Annotated in this window: 20 protein-coding genes and 1 riboswitch; of the genes, 10 read left to right on the forward strand and 10 right to left on the reverse strand. The window is 40.9% G+C overall.

Annotated features, from left to right (window positions below; translation table 11 throughout):
• Positions 1-100: 100 nt before the first annotated feature.
• Positions 101-619 (reverse strand): phosphodiesterase, encoded by a 519-nt coding sequence (gene yfcE, locus HMPREF9707_RS05240; protein WP_006701653.1) that lies wholly within the window; start codon positions 617-619, stop codon positions 101-103.
• A 123-nt stretch (positions 620-742) separates the two neighbouring features.
• Between yfcE and ftcD the strand changes: the two genes are divergently transcribed.
• Positions 743-1,639 carry a glutamate formimidoyltransferase gene (gene ftcD, locus HMPREF9707_RS05245; protein ID WP_006701654.1) on the forward strand — a complete coding sequence of 299 codons (897 nt, stop codon included), beginning with the start codon at positions 743-745 and terminating at the stop codon, positions 1,637-1,639.
• A gap of 2 nt (positions 1,640-1,641) precedes the next feature.
• Here the strand turns inward: ftcD and HMPREF9707_RS05250 are convergent, their stop codons facing one another.
• The gene (locus HMPREF9707_RS05250; protein WP_006701655.1) at positions 1,642-2,085 is read right to left on the reverse strand and encodes a GNAT family N-acetyltransferase; all 444 of its coding nucleotides are present in this window, start codon (positions 2,083-2,085) and stop codon (positions 1,642-1,644) included.
• A 126-nt stretch (positions 2,086-2,211) separates the two neighbouring features.
• Here HMPREF9707_RS05250 and HMPREF9707_RS05255 point away from each other — a divergent pair, with 126 nt between their 5' ends.
• A complete protein-coding gene (locus HMPREF9707_RS05255; RefSeq protein WP_006701656.1) occupies positions 2,212-3,465 on the forward strand; it encodes a DUF1576 domain-containing protein in 1,254 nt (417 codons plus the stop codon).
• Between the two features lie 111 nt (positions 3,466-3,576).
• Positions 3,577-3,729: riboswitch (Lysine riboswitch) on the forward strand.
• 265 nt (positions 3,730-3,994) lie between these two features.
• Here HMPREF9707_RS05255 and HMPREF9707_RS05260 read toward each other — a convergent pair.
• The 7 genes from HMPREF9707_RS05260 to HMPREF9707_RS05290 form a co-directional block, all read right to left on the reverse strand.
• Entirely contained in the window at positions 3,995-4,282 is a 288-nt protein-coding gene (locus HMPREF9707_RS05260; RefSeq protein ID WP_006701657.1) for a hypothetical protein, read from the reverse strand.
• Between the two features lie 93 nt (positions 4,283-4,375).
• Positions 4,376-5,065 carry an MgtC/SapB family protein gene (locus HMPREF9707_RS05265; RefSeq protein WP_006701658.1) on the reverse strand — a complete coding sequence of 230 codons (690 nt, stop codon included), beginning with the start codon at positions 5,063-5,065 and terminating at the stop codon, positions 4,376-4,378.
• A gap of 183 nt (positions 5,066-5,248) precedes the next feature.
• The gene (locus tag HMPREF9707_RS05270) at positions 5,249-6,823 is read right to left on the reverse strand and encodes an ABC transporter substrate-binding protein (protein ID WP_006701659.1); all 1,575 of its coding nucleotides are present in this window, start codon (positions 6,821-6,823) and stop codon (positions 5,249-5,251) included.
• Between the two features lie 21 nt (positions 6,824-6,844).
• The gene (locus HMPREF9707_RS05275) at positions 6,845-7,741 is read right to left on the reverse strand and encodes an ABC transporter ATP-binding protein (protein ID WP_006701660.1); all 897 of its coding nucleotides are present in this window, start codon (positions 7,739-7,741) and stop codon (positions 6,845-6,847) included.
• Positions 7,742-7,750: 9 nt separating this feature from the next.
• A complete protein-coding gene (locus HMPREF9707_RS05280; protein WP_006701661.1) occupies positions 7,751-8,536 on the reverse strand; it encodes an ABC transporter ATP-binding protein in 786 nt (261 codons plus the stop codon).
• Positions 8,537-9,385, reverse strand: a complete 849-nt coding sequence (locus tag HMPREF9707_RS05285; protein ID WP_006701662.1) for an ABC transporter permease — start codon at positions 9,383-9,385, stop codon at positions 8,537-8,539. It abuts the gene before it with no gap.
• On the reverse strand, positions 9,382-10,347 hold the full coding sequence (locus tag HMPREF9707_RS05290; protein WP_006701663.1) for an ABC transporter permease: 966 nt from the start codon (positions 10,345-10,347) through the stop codon (positions 9,382-9,384). The genes HMPREF9707_RS05285 and HMPREF9707_RS05290 overlap by 4 nt, the downstream gene beginning before the upstream one ends.
• Positions 10,348-10,571: 224 nt before the next feature.
• Between HMPREF9707_RS05290 and HMPREF9707_RS05295 the strand changes: the two genes are divergently transcribed.
• Together HMPREF9707_RS05295 and HMPREF9707_RS05300 are read left to right on the forward strand one after the other, a co-directional pair.
• Positions 10,572-11,540, forward strand: coding sequence for a sulfurtransferase (locus HMPREF9707_RS05295; protein WP_006701664.1), 969 nt, complete (start codon positions 10,572-10,574; stop codon positions 11,538-11,540).
• Between the two features lie 35 nt (positions 11,541-11,575).
• On the forward strand, positions 11,576-12,460 hold the full coding sequence (locus tag HMPREF9707_RS05300) for a sulfurtransferase (protein WP_006701665.1): 885 nt from the start codon (positions 11,576-11,578) through the stop codon (positions 12,458-12,460).
• Positions 12,461-12,506: 46 nt separating this feature from the next.
• Here the strand turns inward: HMPREF9707_RS05300 and HMPREF9707_RS05305 are convergent, their stop codons facing one another.
• Positions 12,507-13,412: a hypothetical protein gene (locus HMPREF9707_RS05305; RefSeq protein ID WP_006701666.1), complete on the reverse strand. Its 906-nt coding sequence runs from the start codon at positions 13,410-13,412 to the stop codon at positions 12,507-12,509.
• Positions 13,413-13,551: 139 nt separating this feature from the next.
• On the opposite strand from HMPREF9707_RS05305, the gene HMPREF9707_RS05310 reads away from it, so the two are divergent.
• The 6 genes from HMPREF9707_RS05310 (at position 13,552) to HMPREF9707_RS05335 (ending at position 18,313) form a co-directional block, all read left to right on the forward strand.
• Positions 13,552-14,049: a PTS sugar transporter subunit IIA gene (locus HMPREF9707_RS05310; RefSeq protein WP_006701667.1), complete on the forward strand. Its 498-nt coding sequence runs from the start codon at positions 13,552-13,554 to the stop codon at positions 14,047-14,049.
• Between the two features lie 111 nt (positions 14,050-14,160).
• Complete coding sequence (locus tag HMPREF9707_RS08510; RefSeq protein ID WP_006701668.1) at positions 14,161-14,514, forward strand: hypothetical protein; 354 nt, start codon at positions 14,161-14,163, stop codon at positions 14,512-14,514.
• Between the two features lie 70 nt (positions 14,515-14,584).
• Entirely contained in the window at positions 14,585-15,091 is a 507-nt protein-coding gene (gene tadA / locus HMPREF9707_RS05320) for a tRNA adenosine(34) deaminase TadA (protein ID WP_006701669.1), read from the forward strand.
• 194 nt (positions 15,092-15,285) lie between these two features.
• Positions 15,286-16,527 carry an ABC transporter substrate-binding protein gene (locus HMPREF9707_RS05325; protein ID WP_006701670.1) on the forward strand — a complete coding sequence of 414 codons (1,242 nt, stop codon included), beginning with the start codon at positions 15,286-15,288 and terminating at the stop codon, positions 16,525-16,527.
• A gap of 78 nt (positions 16,528-16,605) precedes the next feature.
• Entirely contained in the window at positions 16,606-17,472 is an 867-nt protein-coding gene (locus tag HMPREF9707_RS05330; RefSeq protein WP_006701671.1) for a carbohydrate ABC transporter permease, read from the forward strand.
• 1 nt (position 17,473) lies between these two features.
• A complete protein-coding gene (locus HMPREF9707_RS05335; RefSeq protein WP_006701672.1) occupies positions 17,474-18,313 on the forward strand; it encodes a carbohydrate ABC transporter permease in 840 nt (279 codons plus the stop codon).
• The last annotated feature ends 414 nt before the right edge of the window (positions 18,314-18,727 follow it).

Consider the following 18,727-nt stretch of genomic DNA (forward strand, 5'->3'; position numbering starts at 1 on the left):
CCAAGTTTGTTCAACTGAAAGAGCAGAGCTGAACAATTACCCTCATTAAAACTCCCGCAGAATCAAGTAAAACAAAATAAGAGTAGAAACACAGTGGTTTCTACTCTGCATCGCTTAATGAAATGAGTGACCATTGGCCGTTTTCGTAGAGAGCGCATGAGCAACTGCCATCCTTTGGCAAAGTGGTCGATCCAGGGTTGATTACGGTTAGTCGATCGATTTGCTCGATGGACTTGATATGGCTGTGACCAAATAGGACCGTATTGGCACCGAGTGATTTAGCACGGTCAAGTCGATCCTCAAGAGTCTCCTCGTAACCATGGACAGCATAAATGACCACGTCACCCCAACGAAGCAATGCTTCCTTGTTCGACAAATCTTGTTGCGTAACCATGCTATCCACATCAGCGTCGCAATTTCCTTTAATAAAAGTAATGTCACGCCCTACTAAAAATTCAGCTAACTTAGCTGGTTCATAAGTCGCATAGACTGGATTGCGCGGACCGTGATACAGCACATCACCTAAGTGTAGGAGATAATCGCAATCACCCAAGGCTTCTAACGCTTTTTTCGTTTGGATATAGGAACCATGCGTATCGGATAGGACTCCAATTTTCATATACACACCTCATTCTATTTTACGCTATACATTGAAGTAGCGTGCTACTTTAATTGTAACGCATTTGGTTATTAGAAGGAATATGCTACACTCAAGGAGAGAAAAAAGTGATGGAGGGACGAGATGGGTCAGTTAATTCAGTGTGTGCCGAATTTTAGTGAGGGGCGCGACGCAAAAGTTATTGAAGGGTTACTAGATGTGGCGCAATCGGTAGAAGGGGTTACGTTAATCGATGCATCATCCGATGAAAGTCATCATCGAACGGTGGTTACTTTGATTGGCAATCCGGCGGGCATCGAGGAAATTGCAGTACGATTGATGCGTTATGCGGTGGAGCAAATTGATTTAACCGCACATCAAGGTGAGCATCCGCGGATGGGTGCGATGGATGTCTGCCCGCTGATTCCACTGAAAGGAATTACAACGGAAGAATGCGTTGAAGTCGCTAAGCGTATTGGACAGCGAGCATCCGAAGGGCTTGCACTCCCCATTTTCCTATATGAAGCGGCAGCGTCAGTGCCAGCACGCCGAAATTTAGCGCGAATCCGAAAAGGGGAATTCGAAGCAATGGCGAATAAATTACAACAAACGGAGTGGCAGCCCGATTATGGACCGAGTGCACCTCACCCTACAGCAGGAGTGACGGCCATCGGTGTCCGTCAGCCACTGGTGGCTTTCAATGTAAATCTAAATACGGCGGATTTGTCGATTGCTCAAGAAATAGCGCGCAGTGTCCGGGGTTCGAGTGGGGGCTTTAAGCACTGTAAAGCGATTGGCGTGATGCTTGAGGACCAGCAAATCGCACAAGTCTCAATGAATATGACAGATACGCAAAAGTTACCACTCTACCGAGTGTTCGAATGCATCAAACTTGAAGCAAAACGATACGGTGTTTCGATATTAAGTAGTGAAATTATCGGGCTAACCCCAGGTCAAGCATTGGCGGATAGTGCCGCCTATTATTTACAGCTGAAGACATTCGATTATCAGCAACAAGTGATTGAAAATCATTTGATCTAGTCCTAATCCAACCGATACTGATACCACTCCTCGGCAACACGTTCAAAGCCAATGGCTTCGAACATTCGCTGACTTTGGTGGTTGAAGCGATAAACATTGGCATGAACTTCATCAAAACCACAATAATCAGCTAATTCAAGGATTGCTTGAACACTCCGTCGTCCAAGGTGTTGATTTTGGAATTCAGGAGCGACGACGATGCACAATTCACCGTTATCTAGCAGAGTAATATCTCCAGCGAGTTGCCCCAAATATTTAATATAATAACACCGGCCGTGGGTCGATAAATAGTGATACATCTTTTCAAGGACTTCGAGTGTATAGGGGGTGGTAGTATGATCCACTTGTAAGCATAATTGTGGATTTTGATACCACTCGAGGGTTACTTCAGGGCAGGGATAATAAGGAACGAGTCTTAAGGCTTGATCAATAAGAATGGCTTCCATCTGTCTACTCCTCGTATGTCGGAATTTTTAAATATTATAGCACAAATCCCTCAGGCGATTACCGGTCTATTTACACGATACTTAAGGCAACGTATAATAGAGGGACAGCTAAGAAGGAGTGGAAGTATGAACCAAGTTGAGCAATCATCATTTCGTTATTTAGATTTTTATTTATTAGGCATTATGGTACTTGTGACGGGATTCTTTGCGCAAGATGGGGCTAGTATTCTACAAGGACTATGGCAAATTACGCTGTCTCCAAGTCAATTGATCAGTGATTATATGTTGATTGGTGGGGTGGGTGCTGCCTTTGTCAATAGCGCGTTAGTTTATTTAATGATGGTCGCGCTGGCCCATTATTTAAAATCCGAATTAACGGGGATCTTAATTGCGGGACTCTTAACAGTTTTAGGTTTTGGATTTTTCGGTAAGCATATTCTCAACTCCATCCCATTAATTATCGGCGTGTATCTTTATACGAAATACCAAGGCATTTCATTTTCTCAACAAGTTCATGTGGCGTGCTTTGTGACAGGGATTTCGCCGGCGGTCAGCTATATCGCTTTGGGGCTCGAGTGCCCCTTATGGATTTCAATACCTGCTGCAACCATTGTGGGGATTCTAATTGGAATGATTGTGATTCCATTAGCGGGACATATGTTGAACTTTCACAAAGGTTATAATTTGTATAACATCGGGTTTACAATTGGTGTGATTGGCTTAGCCTTGCGAGGAGCCCTGCGCATGTTCGATTTACCAGTGGATAGTGTTAGCCATCTATATTTAGAAAATGATACTATAGCGACGACCTTTGTCGCGATATTGGGGCTGTTCTTAACCGTCTATGGTCTGGTCGAGAATCGAGGCTGGCGGGGGTACCGGGAATTGCTTACTCGAACTGGGAAAACATCCTCTGATTATGTTCAAGACTATGGTAAAGGCATTGTCTTAATCAATATGGGGGTCTTGGCATGGTTATGTCTAGCCTATGTCAAAATAAATGGTGGCATCATTAACGGTCCTCTAATCGGAGGAATTTTAACCGTCATCGCTTTTGGTGCTTTTGGTAAACACCCGAAAAATTGCTTGCCGATTTTCCTTGGTGTGATGATGATATCGATGTTGAATATGTATGGTACATCGAATACAACGTCATTATTGATTGGGTTGTTCGGTACGACCATCGCCCCGATTAGTGGAGAATATGGCTTTATGGTAGGTATTTTGGCAGGAATGCTCCATAAGGCGATTGCATCGAATGTGGGAATTGTCCACGGTGGATTGAACCTTTATAATAACGGGTTTGCGGGGGGATTTGTGGCGAGTTTAATGGTGCCATTACTTCAGACATTTCTGCCTCGAGATGGACAAAATGAGTAGTTGAAAAATAAAGTTAGCCTGGAGCCATGATTACCTATACTGCGGTATGGCGCCAGGCTAACTTGACAAGAAATACAAACCATACTATGATGAAGTAACAATTAGATGAACAAACTAGGGTGAGGTTGCTGATAATATAAGTAAAGCGCCAGCTTGAAAGGATTATTGGCCGAAGTGCACTAAACTGCACTGGGGATAGGTTGAAGAAGTCTATCACTCTGATGGGTTGTTGCCCAAACAACTTATCAAGGAGCTCCTAGCTTGTGGGCAAAAGACACGGAAATTATTTTTAATCAGACGTCGAGCTTTTGCTTAACGTTTTTTTGATTATTGGTGTATTGAGTAGCATGCTTAATTGAGCCAATCGATCAAATGGCGTATCAATAATTGTAGCGGTAGCCCCGCATTATCGCAAAACTAAGAATGTTGAATGGATTGAGTCATCAAACTATTCAAGTTCATTTTTGCAACATGTATTAAGCAAGGGATGCGGAAACATCCCTTGCTTTTTTGGTGTCTATTTTTATTTTCACCGTATCCGTTTACTATGCGTCATCCCTCGCAACAAAAAGTAAGTTGGGTTCCCACGATAATCGGCTAACGAGCCAAGTTGTTGCTGGCAATTCGGACAGAGCAGGGCGTTTGCAAGATTTGTCAGGTCGAATTCAGCTTCAATAATTCGTGGGACTTGCAGCTTAATAAGGTTGCCGCGCCCTCCCTTTTGATACAGAGCAATGGCTTGTTTGCAATGTTGGCATGAAACAAGGAGTGGGTAAGTATTTTTAATTTTTCGGTAATAAGGGTTTGAGTATTTCATAGGGTTCAACTCCTTCAAAATATTATGAATGCGATAGGCAAGTAGATGATTAATATAAAAAAGCTAGGACAATATCCTAGCTGAATCGCTAAATTAGACAAAGGTGACACTCTTAACGTTTGCCACTTCATCCCAAATTGTGCGTGTGATAGCTTCGACATCAATCTTACGCCGATCTCCAGTCATCTTAAATTGATAGTGATAACTGCCGCTATTTGTTGAGATAATAATATCTTTGACTTTCAAATGATTGCGGTCGATAATATCGTGTAAATCTTTCAACTTCGAACGTGGTTCATTAAAGTAAATATCTAAGACATAGGAACGATCGGTAAGCATCAGATTGATCGCAATTAAAATAAATAACATTACAATTGTACTTGATATCACAATGATAAAGTATCCAAGACCTGCTCCAATCCCTAAGGCTGCACTACCCCAAAGGGTTGCGGCTGTAGTTAGTCCCGTTACGGTCGCATTGCGATTGATAATAATGGTTCCAGCGCCGAGGAACCCGATGCCACTGACAATTTGTGCAATTAATCGGGATGGGTCTGAACTGATAATGCCAAGTAAGTCTGGATGTGCACGATTAAACTCAATTACACTTTCAGTGAGTTCCAGTTGGATCAAAGTAATCATGCAAGCGCTGACTGCTACAATCAAGTGCGTTCGAAGTCCAGCGGAACGGCCACTGCGCTCACGGTCAAAACCAATTAAGCTAACGCATAAAACAGTCACGAGTAAGCGAAGAAAAACATCTTGCGGATTAAGTGTGCTCATAGAATCAAGAACTCCTTTATAATCTACTGAGAGTTAATTATACCAAATATCACGCTTAATGGACATACACTAAAGCGGTCTTAGAACAATGCAAAACCCTCTCTTCGGTTTGATTCCGTTGAGAGGGTTTATCTTTCGTCAAGTTCATACTTCGCCTGAAGTATGCAGAATTTAAATCAGGACTTATTCATTGGTATTATCCAACCACACATTGGTAAATTCAATTTCACCGTTAATTTTACGGCTGTCTTGATCTGCCATTGGGTGTCCTTTCACATAAGCTTTAGTAACTAATTTTGCACCCCAGTTCCAAGTTGGAATGGTTGGTAATTCTTCAGCTAAGAGTGCTTGGATTTCACGGTAGATTTCAGCGCGTTTTTCTGGATCGACTTCACGATTTCCTTCTTCAAGTAATGCATCCATCGTTTCAGAACTATAAATGCCGTAGTTCATTGCTTGGCCGGTTCCGTATTTATAAGCTAAAGCAGAGATGTCCGGTCCAATGTATCCTTGGTGCATTGTTAATTCGAAGTCTTGTTGTTCTAAGACTTTTTCGTCATATGAACCATCATCCATTGAGTTGTGGTTTAACTTAATGCCAACCTCTTCGAGTTGTTGCGCTAAGATTGGAACAAAGTTATCCCATCCTGGATAGGTATCGATGGTTGTTTCAAAGTAGTAGCCATCTTCATTTAATTCATAACCAGCTTCTTCAATGAGTTCGCGTGCACGTTCAACGTCACGTTCTGGAACTTTCGCGTCTTCATTTAATGCCCAAGCATATTGGTAAGGAATATAGTATTCTGCAATGGATCCATTACCACGGTAGTTTTTCTCTAACATATCTTGACGATCAATCGCGTAAAGTACGGCTTCACGTAATTTTTTATCGGTGAAAATTCCGTCCTTCATATTGAAGACGATGTTCCCCATATTTGGGAAGGAGATATCGGTCACAACGTAATCTTCATTTTCTTCCATCGTTGGGATTTCATCTGCCGGTACACCGTTACGGTTTTCATCGGTTTCGCCATTTAAGAAAGCTTGGTATGCTACATCGCCATCCGGAATAAAGCGGACAACCACTTCATCTAAGTAAGGTCCTTCTTTGAAATATTCTTCGTTCTTTTCAAGGACTAGGTAGTCTCCGGGAATATGCTCTTTGAATTTGAATGGACCTGTACCGATCGGATGTTGATTGGCTTCGTTATCTAACCAATCTGTTCCTTCATAAATATGTTTTGGCATAATTTGCGTTCCGTGCCATGCGATAGCGCTTAAAATGCCTGCATTCGGTTCAGATAGTTTGAAGTTAACGGTGTTTTCATCGATCACTTCGACTTCTTCAATGTCAGCTAATGAACTTGCTGCAAATCCTTCTTCACTTAAGATTTGATCAAACGTCCATTTAACGTCTTCAGCAGAGAAAGGCTCGCCATCGTGCCATTTAACGTCGGGTATTAAGTGGAATGTTAAGTTTAAGCCATCTTCTGAAAATTCATAACTCTCTGCAATATCTGGAACGATTTCGCTGTAACCGTTAATTTTCAAGAGTTTATTCATGACGTTTTCGATGACAACTTTAGCTGCGTTGTTTGGGGCAGCATTAGGATTATATGTCTCAGGTTCAGCAGCGGTTGATACGACGAGCGTTCCACCTTCTACTGGGTCTTGAGCTTGAACTGAGCCCATTGCCATCGTATTGATTAAAGGGAACACACATAAGAGTGTTACGATGAGTTTTTTAATCTTTTGCATAGTAATTCCTTTCTAATAAATCTATTCGACAGAACAATTTAAGTAATGATTCGGACTAATCTCAATCATTTCCGTACTTTCGTGTTGGCCATAGTTCTGGTTGAAAGCATGGATCATGCGATCTAAGGCTTCATTTGTCACCTCCTTGCCATGGGCATTTGAGATTAGCACTTGGGTATACGGGTGGCGTGCTTCTGTTAATAATTGATGCGCAGGAATATCTTCGATAATTTGGCCGTGATACATAATAAATAAGCGGTCCACGATATTACGTAAGCTTAAAATATCGTGGCTTACGATAATCATGGTATTTTGTTGGGCTTGGTGCGCATCGAGTAACATCTCTAAGACACTGGCGCGAATGGATACATCCAGCATCGATACCGGCTCATCGGCTACGATAATATCGGGACGAATGAGTAAGCTACGTAAAATAGAAATTCGCTGTAGCTGTCCGCCAGATAATTCATGTGGATAGCGTGATAAGTAATGATCCGTCGGCGTGAAACCTGAACCTGCCAAGGCTTGGTCAATGATCGCTAAGCGCTCCTTTTGGGAGTTCCCAATTTGGTGAATTCGCAAAGGTTGCATTAAAATTTCTTGGATGGTCTGACGCCGGTCAAAGACCTCGTAAGGGTTTTGATAGATCATTTGGATTTTGCGTCGAAAGGCTTTGCGATGTTTCAGCCAATCAGAAAGTGATTTTTGATCAATTTCAATCGCGCCGTCATCTGCTTGATCTAAGGCGACTAGCAAGTTTAACAGGGTTGTCTTGCCGCTGCCAGACTCCCCAATGATGCCTACTTTTTGTTGCGGATGGATGGAAAAATTTAACTGATCGACTGCTTTAATTTGATGATGATGAATCTTGTCGGTAAAGATTTTCGTTAAATTAGTTACTTGAATAATTGGTTGCATCGAATCCTCCTACTGAATCAGTCGTTGGTAATCGGCCACAAGTTGCTGTGTATAAGGGTGGGTAGGGTTATGAAAGACTTGTTCAACAGGTCCTGCTTCAACTAACCGCCCATCTTTTAGAATAAATACTTCTTCACAAATTTGCCGAACAACGGATAAATCGTGAGTAATAATCAACTTTGTATTGTCGTAATCCAGTTGAAGCTTTTTAAGTTCGTCGAGGATACGATTTTGGGTAATCGCATCGAGTGCGGTGGTTGCTTCGTCGAGAACCATCAGTTGTGGCTCGAACAATAAGCTCATCGCAATCGAGACGCGTTGTTTCATCCCGCCAGAGAGTTCGTGTGGATAATGTTTCCTTACAATTGGATCGAGATGGAGTAAAGTAAATAAGTCGATAATTCGTTGATCGATAGCATCCTTTGGCGTATGTGGCCGGTGCGTTAAGTAAATATCGCGTAATTGTTGTTCGATGCGATGTACCGGGCTTAAAATGTTCATTGAATTTTGGAAGACGACAGAAATTTCTTCCCAGCGAATCCGATTCAAAGCTTCGGGTTCCATCGATAATAAATCCACCGAATTAAAAAGTACACTGCCACTCACACGGGTTTGTTTAGGGTTTAATAATCGGAGAACGGCGTTCATCAATGTTGTTTTTCCGCTACCAGATTCGCCAATAATGCCGTAAGTGGTATTTTTATCTAAAGTCAGTGAGACATCATGAATGACTTGATTTTCACCTTGATCTTGAAGGTATGAGACATTTAAATTTTGAATTTGCAGTAAACTCATTTATAACTCCTCCTGTCTCAGTGGATTAGATATTTGATTGAAGCCTTCGGCAATTAAGTGAAAAGCGTAGACGGTAATAACTAGGAACAATCCACCAAACAGAGCGACCCACCAAGCTCGGGTTAAGTAGGATTTACCATTATAGACAATCCGTCCCCAACTAGGTTGTAAAGGGTCACCCAATCCTAAGAAAGAAAGGGCTGATTCGTAGAGAATCGCACCGGATACCGAGCTAGCGGCACTGGTAATAATTGGATAGATACCATTGGGTACGATATGACGTGTAATAATTCGCCAATCAGATTCACCCAAGGTAATCAAACTTTTAATAAAGGTGCGTTCTTTAAGGGCAATCACTTGCGAGCGCATCATGCGAGCAGCGCCCGTCCAACTCGTCAGCGCAATTACTAAAATAATATTTAGAATACTAGAGCCATACAAGGCTACAACAATAATGATAAGGAAGAAAGTTGGGACCATCATAAATACGTTGATGACTTCCGCGATAAGTCGGTCAAACCATCCGCCGTAATATCCAGCAATGGCTCCGATAATAATTCCTAATAGATTCGAGATTAAGGCAGCAATTAAGCCAATGGATAAAGAGGTCCGTGTACCTAAAATGACCATGCTGAATAGGTCACGTCCTAATGCATCCGTTCCGAATAAATAAGTCCTAGAAGGGGGTGCGAGTAAGTCATCATTCAAAAAGGTCGGATCATGTGTAGCAATAACATCGGCAAAAATTGCAATCAAAACTAAAATCAGCAAGAAAAAAAGTCCTACTTTGAGCTCGGTTGATTGATTGATTTGTCGCTTTATACGTGTCCATTTTTTCAGTTGAATCACCTCATTCTAATTCTTGGGTCAACCATCGCTTGCACGATATCAATTAAAATCATAAAAATAATGACTGAAATCGAGATAATTAAATAAATCCCATTCAATATCATATAATCTCGAACATTGATTGAATCGATGATTAATCGCCCCATGCCCGGCCAACCGAAGATAATTTCAATCAGTGAGACCCCACTGAGTGTAAAAGCCAGTGACGAACCGAAAAGAACAATGACTGGCGAGGCAGCATTTTTTAAGACATAACGATTAAAGATATGATTGTCTTGCATGCCAGCGGCTCGGAAGAGCTGAATATAGTCATCTCCAATCACATTCAAAATCGAAGTACGTACGACACGAAAATAGATTGGAACTTGAATAATAACAATTGTTAGGACTGGCAGTACCATATGGTAACCAATATCCAAGGCGCGTCGCATTCCAGTATAGCGCATCCGGACATTTTGCATCCCAGAGGTTGGGAACCATCCTAAGAGAGAGGCGAAAATAATAATTAAGACCATCCCAAGCCAGTAGCTCGGAATTGCATCAATGAAGTAAGAAATATTGATTAAGGTCCGATCAAGTGTCCGGTTGTCTTTGCGAACGGAATAAATCCCCAGCGCCGTGCCGATCAATGCAGACAAAATAGTCGATGATAATGTTAAAATAAGTGTCGGTTTAAGGCGTGAGGATAGAATCGACCAGACACTCACGTTGTTCTTATACGAAAAACCTAAATCTCCACGTAATAAATTGCGTAAATAATGCCAAAATTGGATGTGGAGAGGATGATTTAAACCATACTCCATCCGAATCTTTTCAATCATTTGTTGGTTCGGATTTTCTCTTCCGGCAAGTAGTTTAATGGGATCCCCCGGAGCTAATCGAATTAAGAAAAAGGTCAGGACAAAAGTCAATATAATGGTAAAAAGTCCTAGAGCAAGACGCTTGAGAACGTATTTCTTCAACAGGTTTCCTCCTTTAACTAACACTTCGCTAGTTCGTGAATTCACAAACAGCCAATTTCATGTTACCATAGAGCTGTAAATTTTCACAAAGAAAGCGCTAAAATTAAAGTGAAATATTCATGAGCGTGAACTCATTTTGTGAAAAATATTGTAGTCAAGAAAAAAGCATATTGCCGCTAAAAACGGTATAATGATGCCGAGGATATTTAGAAGGGGGAGAATCGATGAATTTGTCACATGAAGAATTAATGAAGCAAAATTACAACCGTTCACAACCTGGAGCCGATTCAAGGTTAATGGATTCACAGCGGAAGGTGCATCCGAAGTTCTTTGTTGATGCAACATGGCTAGCCGAACATCTGGATGAGGTTGTTGTCGTCGAAGTCACTCGTGATGATGCAGCTTACCAGTTGGATCAAGTGCGAACTCGTAAGCATTATTTAGAAGGTCACATCCCTGGAGCGATTCATTTATCGACCGATGAATTAGGAGAATTCAAGGGGTACTTTCCTTCAGCGGAAGCGATGGCGAAAGTCTTCGAGCAAAAGGGGATTCGTTACGATACACCGGTCGTATTTTACTCTTTTTATGCGCGAGATATTATGTATATTGCGAGTCGAATGGCACTGGTGGCCTATTATTTAGGAGTGGAATCCGTTTATTTATTAGACGGTGGTTGGCAGGCGTGGGAACGTGGTGATTATCCCATTGAAGTTGGGGAAGTTACCTTACCTCAAGTCGCATTCGGGCGCTCGGTGCCTAAGTATCCAGAATTATTAGTTCAGACGCCTGAAGAGGTTGTTCAACTTTGTCAGGCAGAACCTGAGGCAAAATTAGTCAGTGTTCGCAGTTGGAATGAGTATATCGGATCGAATCAGGGTCATGCTTGGAACAAAGGGGTTGGTGAAATAAAAGGCGCTCTTTACGGTGGAGATGATTTTTTAACGAACGAACAAGGTTATGTAGCGAATCCTAAGGAATATCAGCCTTCGTGGGAGGCATGGGGAATCGAGCCAGAAGATAATTTGATTTTATATTGCGGTACGAGCTGGCGTGCTTCGACGTGTTTCTTTATAATGAAAGAATTGGGATATCAACACTTACGACTGTACGATGGCAGTTGGTATCGATGGTACTTAGCGCATGAAGCAGATCCAGAGCGATTCCCAATTCAACAAGGAGATCCAAGATAATTGAAAATAAAAAATTATTTAAGGAGGAAGTCGCGATGGTAGGAAAGAAGCGGTGGCAGAAAGAGAATGCGCGCCACTATGTTACAAGTGAATGGTTAGCTCAGCAGTTACATGAGGGTCTTGAAATTCAAGTTGTAGAAGTATATGATCCAGTTCAACCCGGGCCGAACGGACGTAGCCGAGCTGATTATTTGGCTGGGCATATTCCGGGTGCAAGCTTATTTGACTTTACACAATTTGGACCTCGTCCAGAATATTTACCACCCCTTGAAGTTTTACAAGAAGTCTTTGAGCAACAAGGGATCCGTTACGATCAACCTGTTGTCTTCTATGGTAGTTCATCGGTTCCTGGAATGCATATGGCAGCCAAGACTGCGTTTGTTGCCTATCTTCTGGGTATGGAACAAATTTATATTTTAGATGGAGGCTACCAAGATTGGCTCGATGGGGGCTATGACGTTGAGTCGGATGAAGTTGCTGTGACGTCGGTGCCATGGGAGAATCCACCTAAAACCCGTCGAGTCGCTATTGTTCAAACACCTGAAGCATATCAAGCGCTGCGTCAGCAACAGACCGATCGATTAGCTGTAAGCTTCCGAAGTTTGAAAGAATACCAAGGACAAAGTGAACAAGCAGCTGGGGAGATTAAAGGCGCTGTTTATGCGGGCGACGAAAGTTTATTTACCGAAACGTATCATATTCAACATCCGGAGAATTTTGAAGATCGTTGGCAAGAAGAGGGTATTTGCCTAGACCGTCCACTAGTTATTCACTGTGGATCAGGTTTCCGTGCTTCAACCGGCTTCTTCTTGTTGAAAGAGCTCGGTTATGAAGATGTGATTCTCTTTGATGGCAGTTGGGCAAAATACTACCCAGCACACCTCCAAGCTCCCGACCAATACCCAATAAAAAATGGTTAATGAATGACAAAGTCCACTGTGGTGAGCAGTGGACTTTTTTTATCGGTTAATAAGCAATAACGCCCACCCCAACGCCTAATTGGTCGAGATGTTGACTGGCAGCTTTTTGCAATGAGGTTTGTTGTGGCAGTGGTTGATCGATTGCTTCAATATAAGCGTCTCCGAAAATACGCTCGATACTCATATTTGGCCAGTTGGCTTGTGCAATAATCTCAAAGAGTCGCATAAAGGCAAGGATGTTGCTAGTCGGCGCCATAAATTGAGCATTATTTGGGTAGAGCAGCCAAGAATAACAATAAAAATAATGGATGGTTAATTCGGGGAAATACCGAGCTTTAAATTCACGAGCAAGGTCGAATTCATGGCGAATCTGATTCGGATGGATACGGCTTCCTTCCATAATATGGACACTAATAATTGGGTCCTTTGGTAGTAAATAACTCGGAAAGTCTGAACGAAATACAGTATTATCTGGCAATGTTTCCGGCCTGAAATGGGTGAATTCAAATTGTAATTCGCCCAATTTAAAGATACGAAACTTAAAAATTTGCATTAACCACGGGAAATCAGCTGACGTAATACCTCTTGGATTCGATTGATTGAATCTTAAAAAGAGATCCGAAATGGTTTGGTGAAAAATATCGAGCGACAATTGTTGTTGTTGATAAACTTCTAAGACGTGTTCGAGCATAATGGCTAGCGTAATAAAATTGTCCCAATGATTATCAGTAGCAACCTTTTCGCCTTTTAGTGCACGAAGTGCCAATGATTGGTAGCGTTGATGATTAAGTGAGTAATCGCGTATCATTGGTTGAATTAATGTGATATCAAATTGTTTAGATCTGGAGACGGACTGGTTATATTGAGTGAGGATTTCAGTGAGTCGATTTAGACGGGGAATATAATTTATAAAGTATGTTTCATAACTTGATGTAATGCATGGAACGAGCATAAGGAAACCTCCAACGATTGATAGTTTTATTATATCAAATATCAAAAAATCATGCCGTATGATTATTCAATTGATAAGATTTTTGTTATAATAAAAGTTAAGTTAACAATATTAAGTGAATTATATAAGGAGGCGTACGATGTTCAATTTTTTCAAAAAGAAAACAGAGCCAAAGAATAAAGTGGTTGAAATCTATGCTGTTGCACCAGGACAATTTGTTCCAATCGATCAAGTGGAAGACCCAGTATTTTCGAAGAAAATGATGGGCGATGGGTTTGCGATTCTACCCGACTCAGCCGCAATTTATAGCCCAGTTACGGGTAAAGTAGTCAGTGTGTTCCCAACACAACATGCGTTAGGAATCGAATCAGACGGTCTAGATGTCTTGTTGCATATGGGGATTGATACGGTCGAATTGAATGGAGAACCGTTTGATATATCTGTTCAAGAAAATCAATCGGTAACATCAAGTACACAAGTAGCCACGGTTGATTTAGTGGCTTTAGACAATGCAGGTAAGAATAATGCGATGATCGTTGTCTTTACCAATTCAGATACCGTAGTTGATCATATTGAATGGATAGCAGACGGTCAAGTTCAAGCAAATGCGTTAGTGGCGAAGGTACACTTGAAGTAGCGGCTTGACGAACAAACTTTGCAAAGAGAATTATCACATCAAATTATTTCTGAGATGAAACAAGATGTGTTATAATAAGAGTAGCTAATAAAATATCGAGGAGGAAATAAAATGAGTCAAAATAATTCAAACAAACTGTGGGTTTTAGCGGGCGCAGCATTAGTAGCAGGCGCAGCATTTTTAGTGTTAAATGATGATGCTCGTGAAGGTGCGAAAGCACTAGTCAATCGTGAACGTGCGAAATTATATGTTCGTAATCACTTAGGTGGTAGCGATGCGATTATAAGTGCAATCGATCATTTACCAGATCGTGAAGTTAATGCAATTTTAGCGATGGCAAATGGAGCTTCTAAAGGAGCAAATCGCGCTTATAATAAAGGGTCCGATGTATTCAATGCGATTGTAGATCGTGCTCGCGATTTAGGCGACGATGTGACAGATGCTGTCAACGACTGGATTAACTAATTAGAGAATTTTTAATTGAAGGCCTCGCTTTGTCGAGGTCTTTTTTTGTGAAAACAGCGGGAGGTGCAAAATGGAAAAGGAAGAAGCGTCGCTACAAGGAATTCACGAACGATGGATGCGACAAGCGTTGGAGGAAGCGGATAAAGCAGAGCAATTGAATGAAGTTCCGATTGGCGCCATTATTGTCAAAGACCAACAAATTATTGGTAGAGGATATAATGTCCGAGAAACACAACATCAAGCAACGGGACATGCGGAAATTCAAGCAATTGAAGATGCTAACCGCCACCAACAAGCATGGCGTTTAGAAGGCGCGACGATGTATGTCACGTTAGAACCTTGTCCAATGTGCGCCGGTGCCTTAATTAATTCCCGAATTCAGACAGTAGTGTATGGGGCCTCAGACCTGAAAGCGGGGTGTGCAGGGACCTTGATGAATTTATTGCAAGATGATCGCTTTAATCATCAAGTTGAAGTTATCTCCGGAGTTCTTGCAGAAGAATGCGGAGATAAATTAAGTTATTTTTTCAGAAAGTTACGCCAGCGAAAAGGGAAGAATATAGACAGAGCGGAGTAGATTGTTACCTGTTTGAGTGTCATAGGATTGTCAGTGCTAGGGCATCGTGATATAATTCACTTATAATAATAAGTTAAAGGAGGGCGCCTATGGTTAGATGATTTGCAATAAACATAACTAGGAATGTTAATAGAGTGGCGCCTTTTTGTGTTGGACGGCGTCAATTGTAGTTGATTGAAAAGAAGGAGAAACATATGAAAAAAATTATGAAATGCTTGGCCGCTTTAATGTTGTTATTTACGACCATAGTTCCTTTTGGAACAACGGCTCATGCCGAGGAAATAGTTGAAATTAATTTTATGATTCCAGATTGGGGTGCCCCTTCTGAAGAGCTGTTGAAAGAATTTGAAGAACAATCAGGCATTAAAGTCAATGTTTTACCGACAGCTTGGGATGATATTCGGGATAAATTAGCGATTGCTGCTGCAGGGAATACAGTCGCGGCAGATGTTTTTGAAGTTGACTGGTCGTGGGTCGGAGAATTTGTTAATGCGGGTTGGTTAGCACCAATTGAATTAGAAGATGCGGACGATTTCCCAGCATTATCACAATTTGCAGTAGATAAAACGGTATATGGTGTTCCTTATGCGAACGACTTCCGTATCGGTTATTACAATAAACGCATGTTCAATGAAGGAGAAGTAGATGAAGATGTTACTTCTTGGGATAAAGTTATCGAAACAGCGAAAACATTAAAAGAAGCTGGTGTGGTTGAATATCCAGTTTCAATTCCGATTGAAGCGGGTGAAAATACTACGACCACTTTCTTATGGTTAGCACTTTCTCGTAACGGTGTCGTCTTTAATGAGGATGGAACGTTGAATGCTGAAGCAGCCCTTGATGCACTGACAGTTTATGAGGAATTAATGACGAATGAATTAGTCGACCTTGGTAACGTTAACAGTTCAGGATATGATTCATTTATGCCAATCGTCAATGGTGACGCAGCCTTTGTAGTTGGTCCTTCCGGACTGCTTCAAATGGTTGAAGGCGAAGATTCTGCTGTAAAAGGTGAAATTGAGACGGCCCTATTGCCAGGTAAAGAAACAACCTCTCCTGTAACAGCTTCATTCCAAGAAGGTGTAGGAATTTCACCAAATACAGAACATCCTGACGCAGCCCTTGAATTCGTAAAATGGTATACTTCACCAGAAACTCAAGCGCGTTTATTTGATGAGTTAGGTTCACTACCAACACGTATTAGTGTGCTCGAAAAAGTCGTTGAAGAAGGTAAAATTAATATCGCGGGTGTGATGACAGAGTTAGCGGGTATGATTGAATCGCCTTTCCCACACGGTGTTCCTGCATACTACACCGAAATGAGTGCAGAAATTTATAACGTCATTAATCAACTAGCAACTGGCAAATTAACTGCTGAAGAAGCAGCAGAGCAAATGGTTGAAAATGTTAATAAAGTGGTTGAAGCAAATAAATAAGGAAAAGCACAACAGACCAGTTATTTGCTGGTCTGTTTTTGTATCAAAATATGATAGAAAGAAAAGGGGTGAGAATTGATGGATAAGATTAAACGGGGCGCTTTATTTCTACCAGGGATATTGCTGATGGGAATATTAGTCCTTTATCCGATCATTAAAACTTTTTACTTGAGCTTATTAAATTATAAATTAACGCGACCGAATCAAACAAAATTTATCGGTCTGGAAAACTATATAAAAGTTATACAATCGCAAGATTTTATGAATGCGTTAATCAATACACTATATATTTTGGTGATCGTTACAGTCGTAGTGTTAATTATCAGTATTGCGATAGGCATGTTGTTAAATATCAATTCATCAATGAGTTCTTTTCTAACAGCATGCGCCATTATTCCCTGGGCGCTACCCCCTCTAGTCAATGGGATTATTTGGCGATTTATGTTCCATCCAACTTATGGGCTAATTAACAAATTATTGTTAAATTTTGGTTTAATTGAAACGCCTGTTTTCTGGCTAACGGATCGGTGGCAGTTGTTGATGATTGTGTCATTTGTTATTGCTTGGCGTGTGATTCCGTTTTGTGCCATTATTGTATTAGAACGATTGCAGGCTATTCCATTCGATCTATATGAAGCAGCACAAGTTGATGGAGCCAATCGTTGGTATCAGATGACGGATATTACCCTCCCTTTTATTGCTCCTGCGATTAAAGTTGTTTTGTTACAAGCTTTATTAGCAGGTGTTATGGCATTTGACGAGATTATAGCGCTCGCCGGCTATCGCTTTGAGACACAATCACTTCTCGTATATAATTACATGAATACATTTAGCTATCTAGACTTTGGTTATGGATCTGCGATTACTTATATCTCAATGCTCTTATCCGGGGTGTTTGGGTATTTCTACATTCGATCAATCAATATAGAAAATGCGGTGGATTAATATGAAGAAAAGAAGTAAGGGACTTTACTCAATTGCGGTGGTTTTATTTTTAATCTTTACCTTGGCGCCGATTGTTTGGAATTTTATTATGAGTTTAACGCCGAACAACGAACTGGTAAAATTCTCTACGCAACTATTACCTACAACAATCTCGTTTGCGAATTATCAGAAGATATTAGATTCATCGACCAAGGCGCATCAAGTTGTTTTTAACGGATTGAAAAACTCAATCAAACTCGCATTGTACACGACGTTGATGTGTGTTCCATTAGCAACCTTAACAGCATATGGCTTTCGTCGATATCATTTCAAATGGAAGATCGGACTTTTTCGTTCATTATTGATCACAATGGTAATACCAGTCTTTGCTACCATTATTCCTATTTTTGAAATGTTTGCACAATTTAAATTAATTAACAATTTATTTTGGGTAAGTGTGATTTGCGTCACCGCCTTTTATCCGCTCTCGACTTGGATGATGTATAACCATTTTCATAGTATTTCACAAGATTTATGGGACGCTGCGGCGATGGATGGCGCGAATGAATGGTATACGGCGTGGGAGATTATTTTACCTGCCTCAAGAAATGCCATATTAGGTTGCGTATTGACGGTTATTTTGATGACGTGGAGTCAATTTCAAATTCCGATGATTCTATTGACGTCTCAATCTAATAAAGTCGTAACATTAATTTTATCGGAATTTATGACTCGTGACTCGGTAGATTATGGTATGATTGCTGCATCAGGATTATTTACAATTTTGCCGCCACTTATTATTGCAATTATTTTCCGTCGAAGCTTAGTAAGTGGACTGTCATCAGGAAGTGTGAAAGGATAATGTGACTCGAATTATTCGAGAAAATATCATAATCTTTATGTGAATTTATTCATTAGTGTGAATGGATTGTTTAACTTAGAATTTAATGATAAAATAATCTTGAACTATGTTGCATAGATTGTTTTAGAGGAAGGAAGGGATTGCCAATGCGAAAGTGATTTAGCGTAATGGAACAAGTTTTGTTTATTGAAGAATCCCTTGTCAACATCTAAAACTGAATATTTCAACATGCCTTCAGATTAACGGGATTGTCGTTTTTTTAAGTGAGATTAGAAAGCGTTGATGGACCGTCAATTGTGCCAAGGGCTTGTTTGTCTATGCAATATTTGCGTTATTTTTAAACTTTAATAGATGATTTAACGAGATATTGCCGTTCAATCCAAAGGGGTTGATCGGTTTTTTGTGTTGTTGTGA

Source organism: Falseniella ignava CCUG 37419, from assembly GCF_000301055.1.
Classification (GTDB): Bacteria; Bacillota; Bacilli; order Lactobacillales; family Aerococcaceae; genus Falseniella; species Falseniella ignava.

Coding starts and splice junctions, on each gene's coding strand:
- yfcE (WP_006701653.1), bottom strand. CDS start 619: ATGAAAATTGGAGTCCTATCCGATACGCATGGTTCCTATATCCAAACG.
- ftcD (WP_006701654.1), top strand. CDS start 743: ATGGGTCAGTTAATTCAGTGTGTGCCGAATTTTAGTGAGGGGCGCGAC.
- HMPREF9707_RS05250 (WP_006701655.1), bottom strand. CDS start 2,085: ATGGAAGCCATTCTTATTGATCAAGCCTTAAGACTCGTTCCTTATTAT.
- HMPREF9707_RS05255 (WP_006701656.1), top strand. CDS start 2,212: ATGAACCAAGTTGAGCAATCATCATTTCGTTATTTAGATTTTTATTTA.
- HMPREF9707_RS05260 (WP_006701657.1), bottom strand. CDS start 4,282: ATGAAATACTCAAACCCTTATTACCGAAAAATTAAAAATACTTACCCA.
- HMPREF9707_RS05265 (WP_006701658.1), bottom strand. CDS start 5,065: ATGAGCACACTTAATCCGCAAGATGTTTTTCTTCGCTTACTCGTGACT.
- HMPREF9707_RS05270 (WP_006701659.1), bottom strand. CDS start 6,823: ATGCAAAAGATTAAAAAACTCATCGTAACACTCTTATGTGTGTTCCCT.
- HMPREF9707_RS05275 (WP_006701660.1), bottom strand. CDS start 7,741: ATGCAACCAATTATTCAAGTAACTAATTTAACGAAAATCTTTACCGAC.
- HMPREF9707_RS05280 (WP_006701661.1), bottom strand. CDS start 8,536: ATGAGTTTACTGCAAATTCAAAATTTAAATGTCTCATACCTTCAAGAT.
- HMPREF9707_RS05295 (WP_006701664.1), top strand. CDS start 10,572: ATGAATTTGTCACATGAAGAATTAATGAAGCAAAATTACAACCGTTCA.
- HMPREF9707_RS05300 (WP_006701665.1), top strand. CDS start 11,576: ATGGTAGGAAAGAAGCGGTGGCAGAAAGAGAATGCGCGCCACTATGTT.
- HMPREF9707_RS05305 (WP_006701666.1), bottom strand. CDS start 13,412: ATGCTCGTTCCATGCATTACATCAAGTTATGAAACATACTTTATAAAT.
- HMPREF9707_RS05310 (WP_006701667.1), top strand. CDS start 13,552: ATGTTCAATTTTTTCAAAAAGAAAACAGAGCCAAAGAATAAAGTGGTT.
- HMPREF9707_RS08510 (WP_006701668.1), top strand. CDS start 14,161: ATGAGTCAAAATAATTCAAACAAACTGTGGGTTTTAGCGGGCGCAGCA.
- tadA (WP_006701669.1), top strand. CDS start 14,585: ATGGAAAAGGAAGAAGCGTCGCTACAAGGAATTCACGAACGATGGATG.
- HMPREF9707_RS05325 (WP_006701670.1), top strand. CDS start 15,286: ATGAAAAAAATTATGAAATGCTTGGCCGCTTTAATGTTGTTATTTACG.
- HMPREF9707_RS05330 (WP_006701671.1), top strand. CDS start 16,606: ATGGATAAGATTAAACGGGGCGCTTTATTTCTACCAGGGATATTGCTG.
- HMPREF9707_RS05335 (WP_006701672.1), top strand. CDS start 17,474: ATGAAGAAAAGAAGTAAGGGACTTTACTCAATTGCGGTGGTTTTATTT.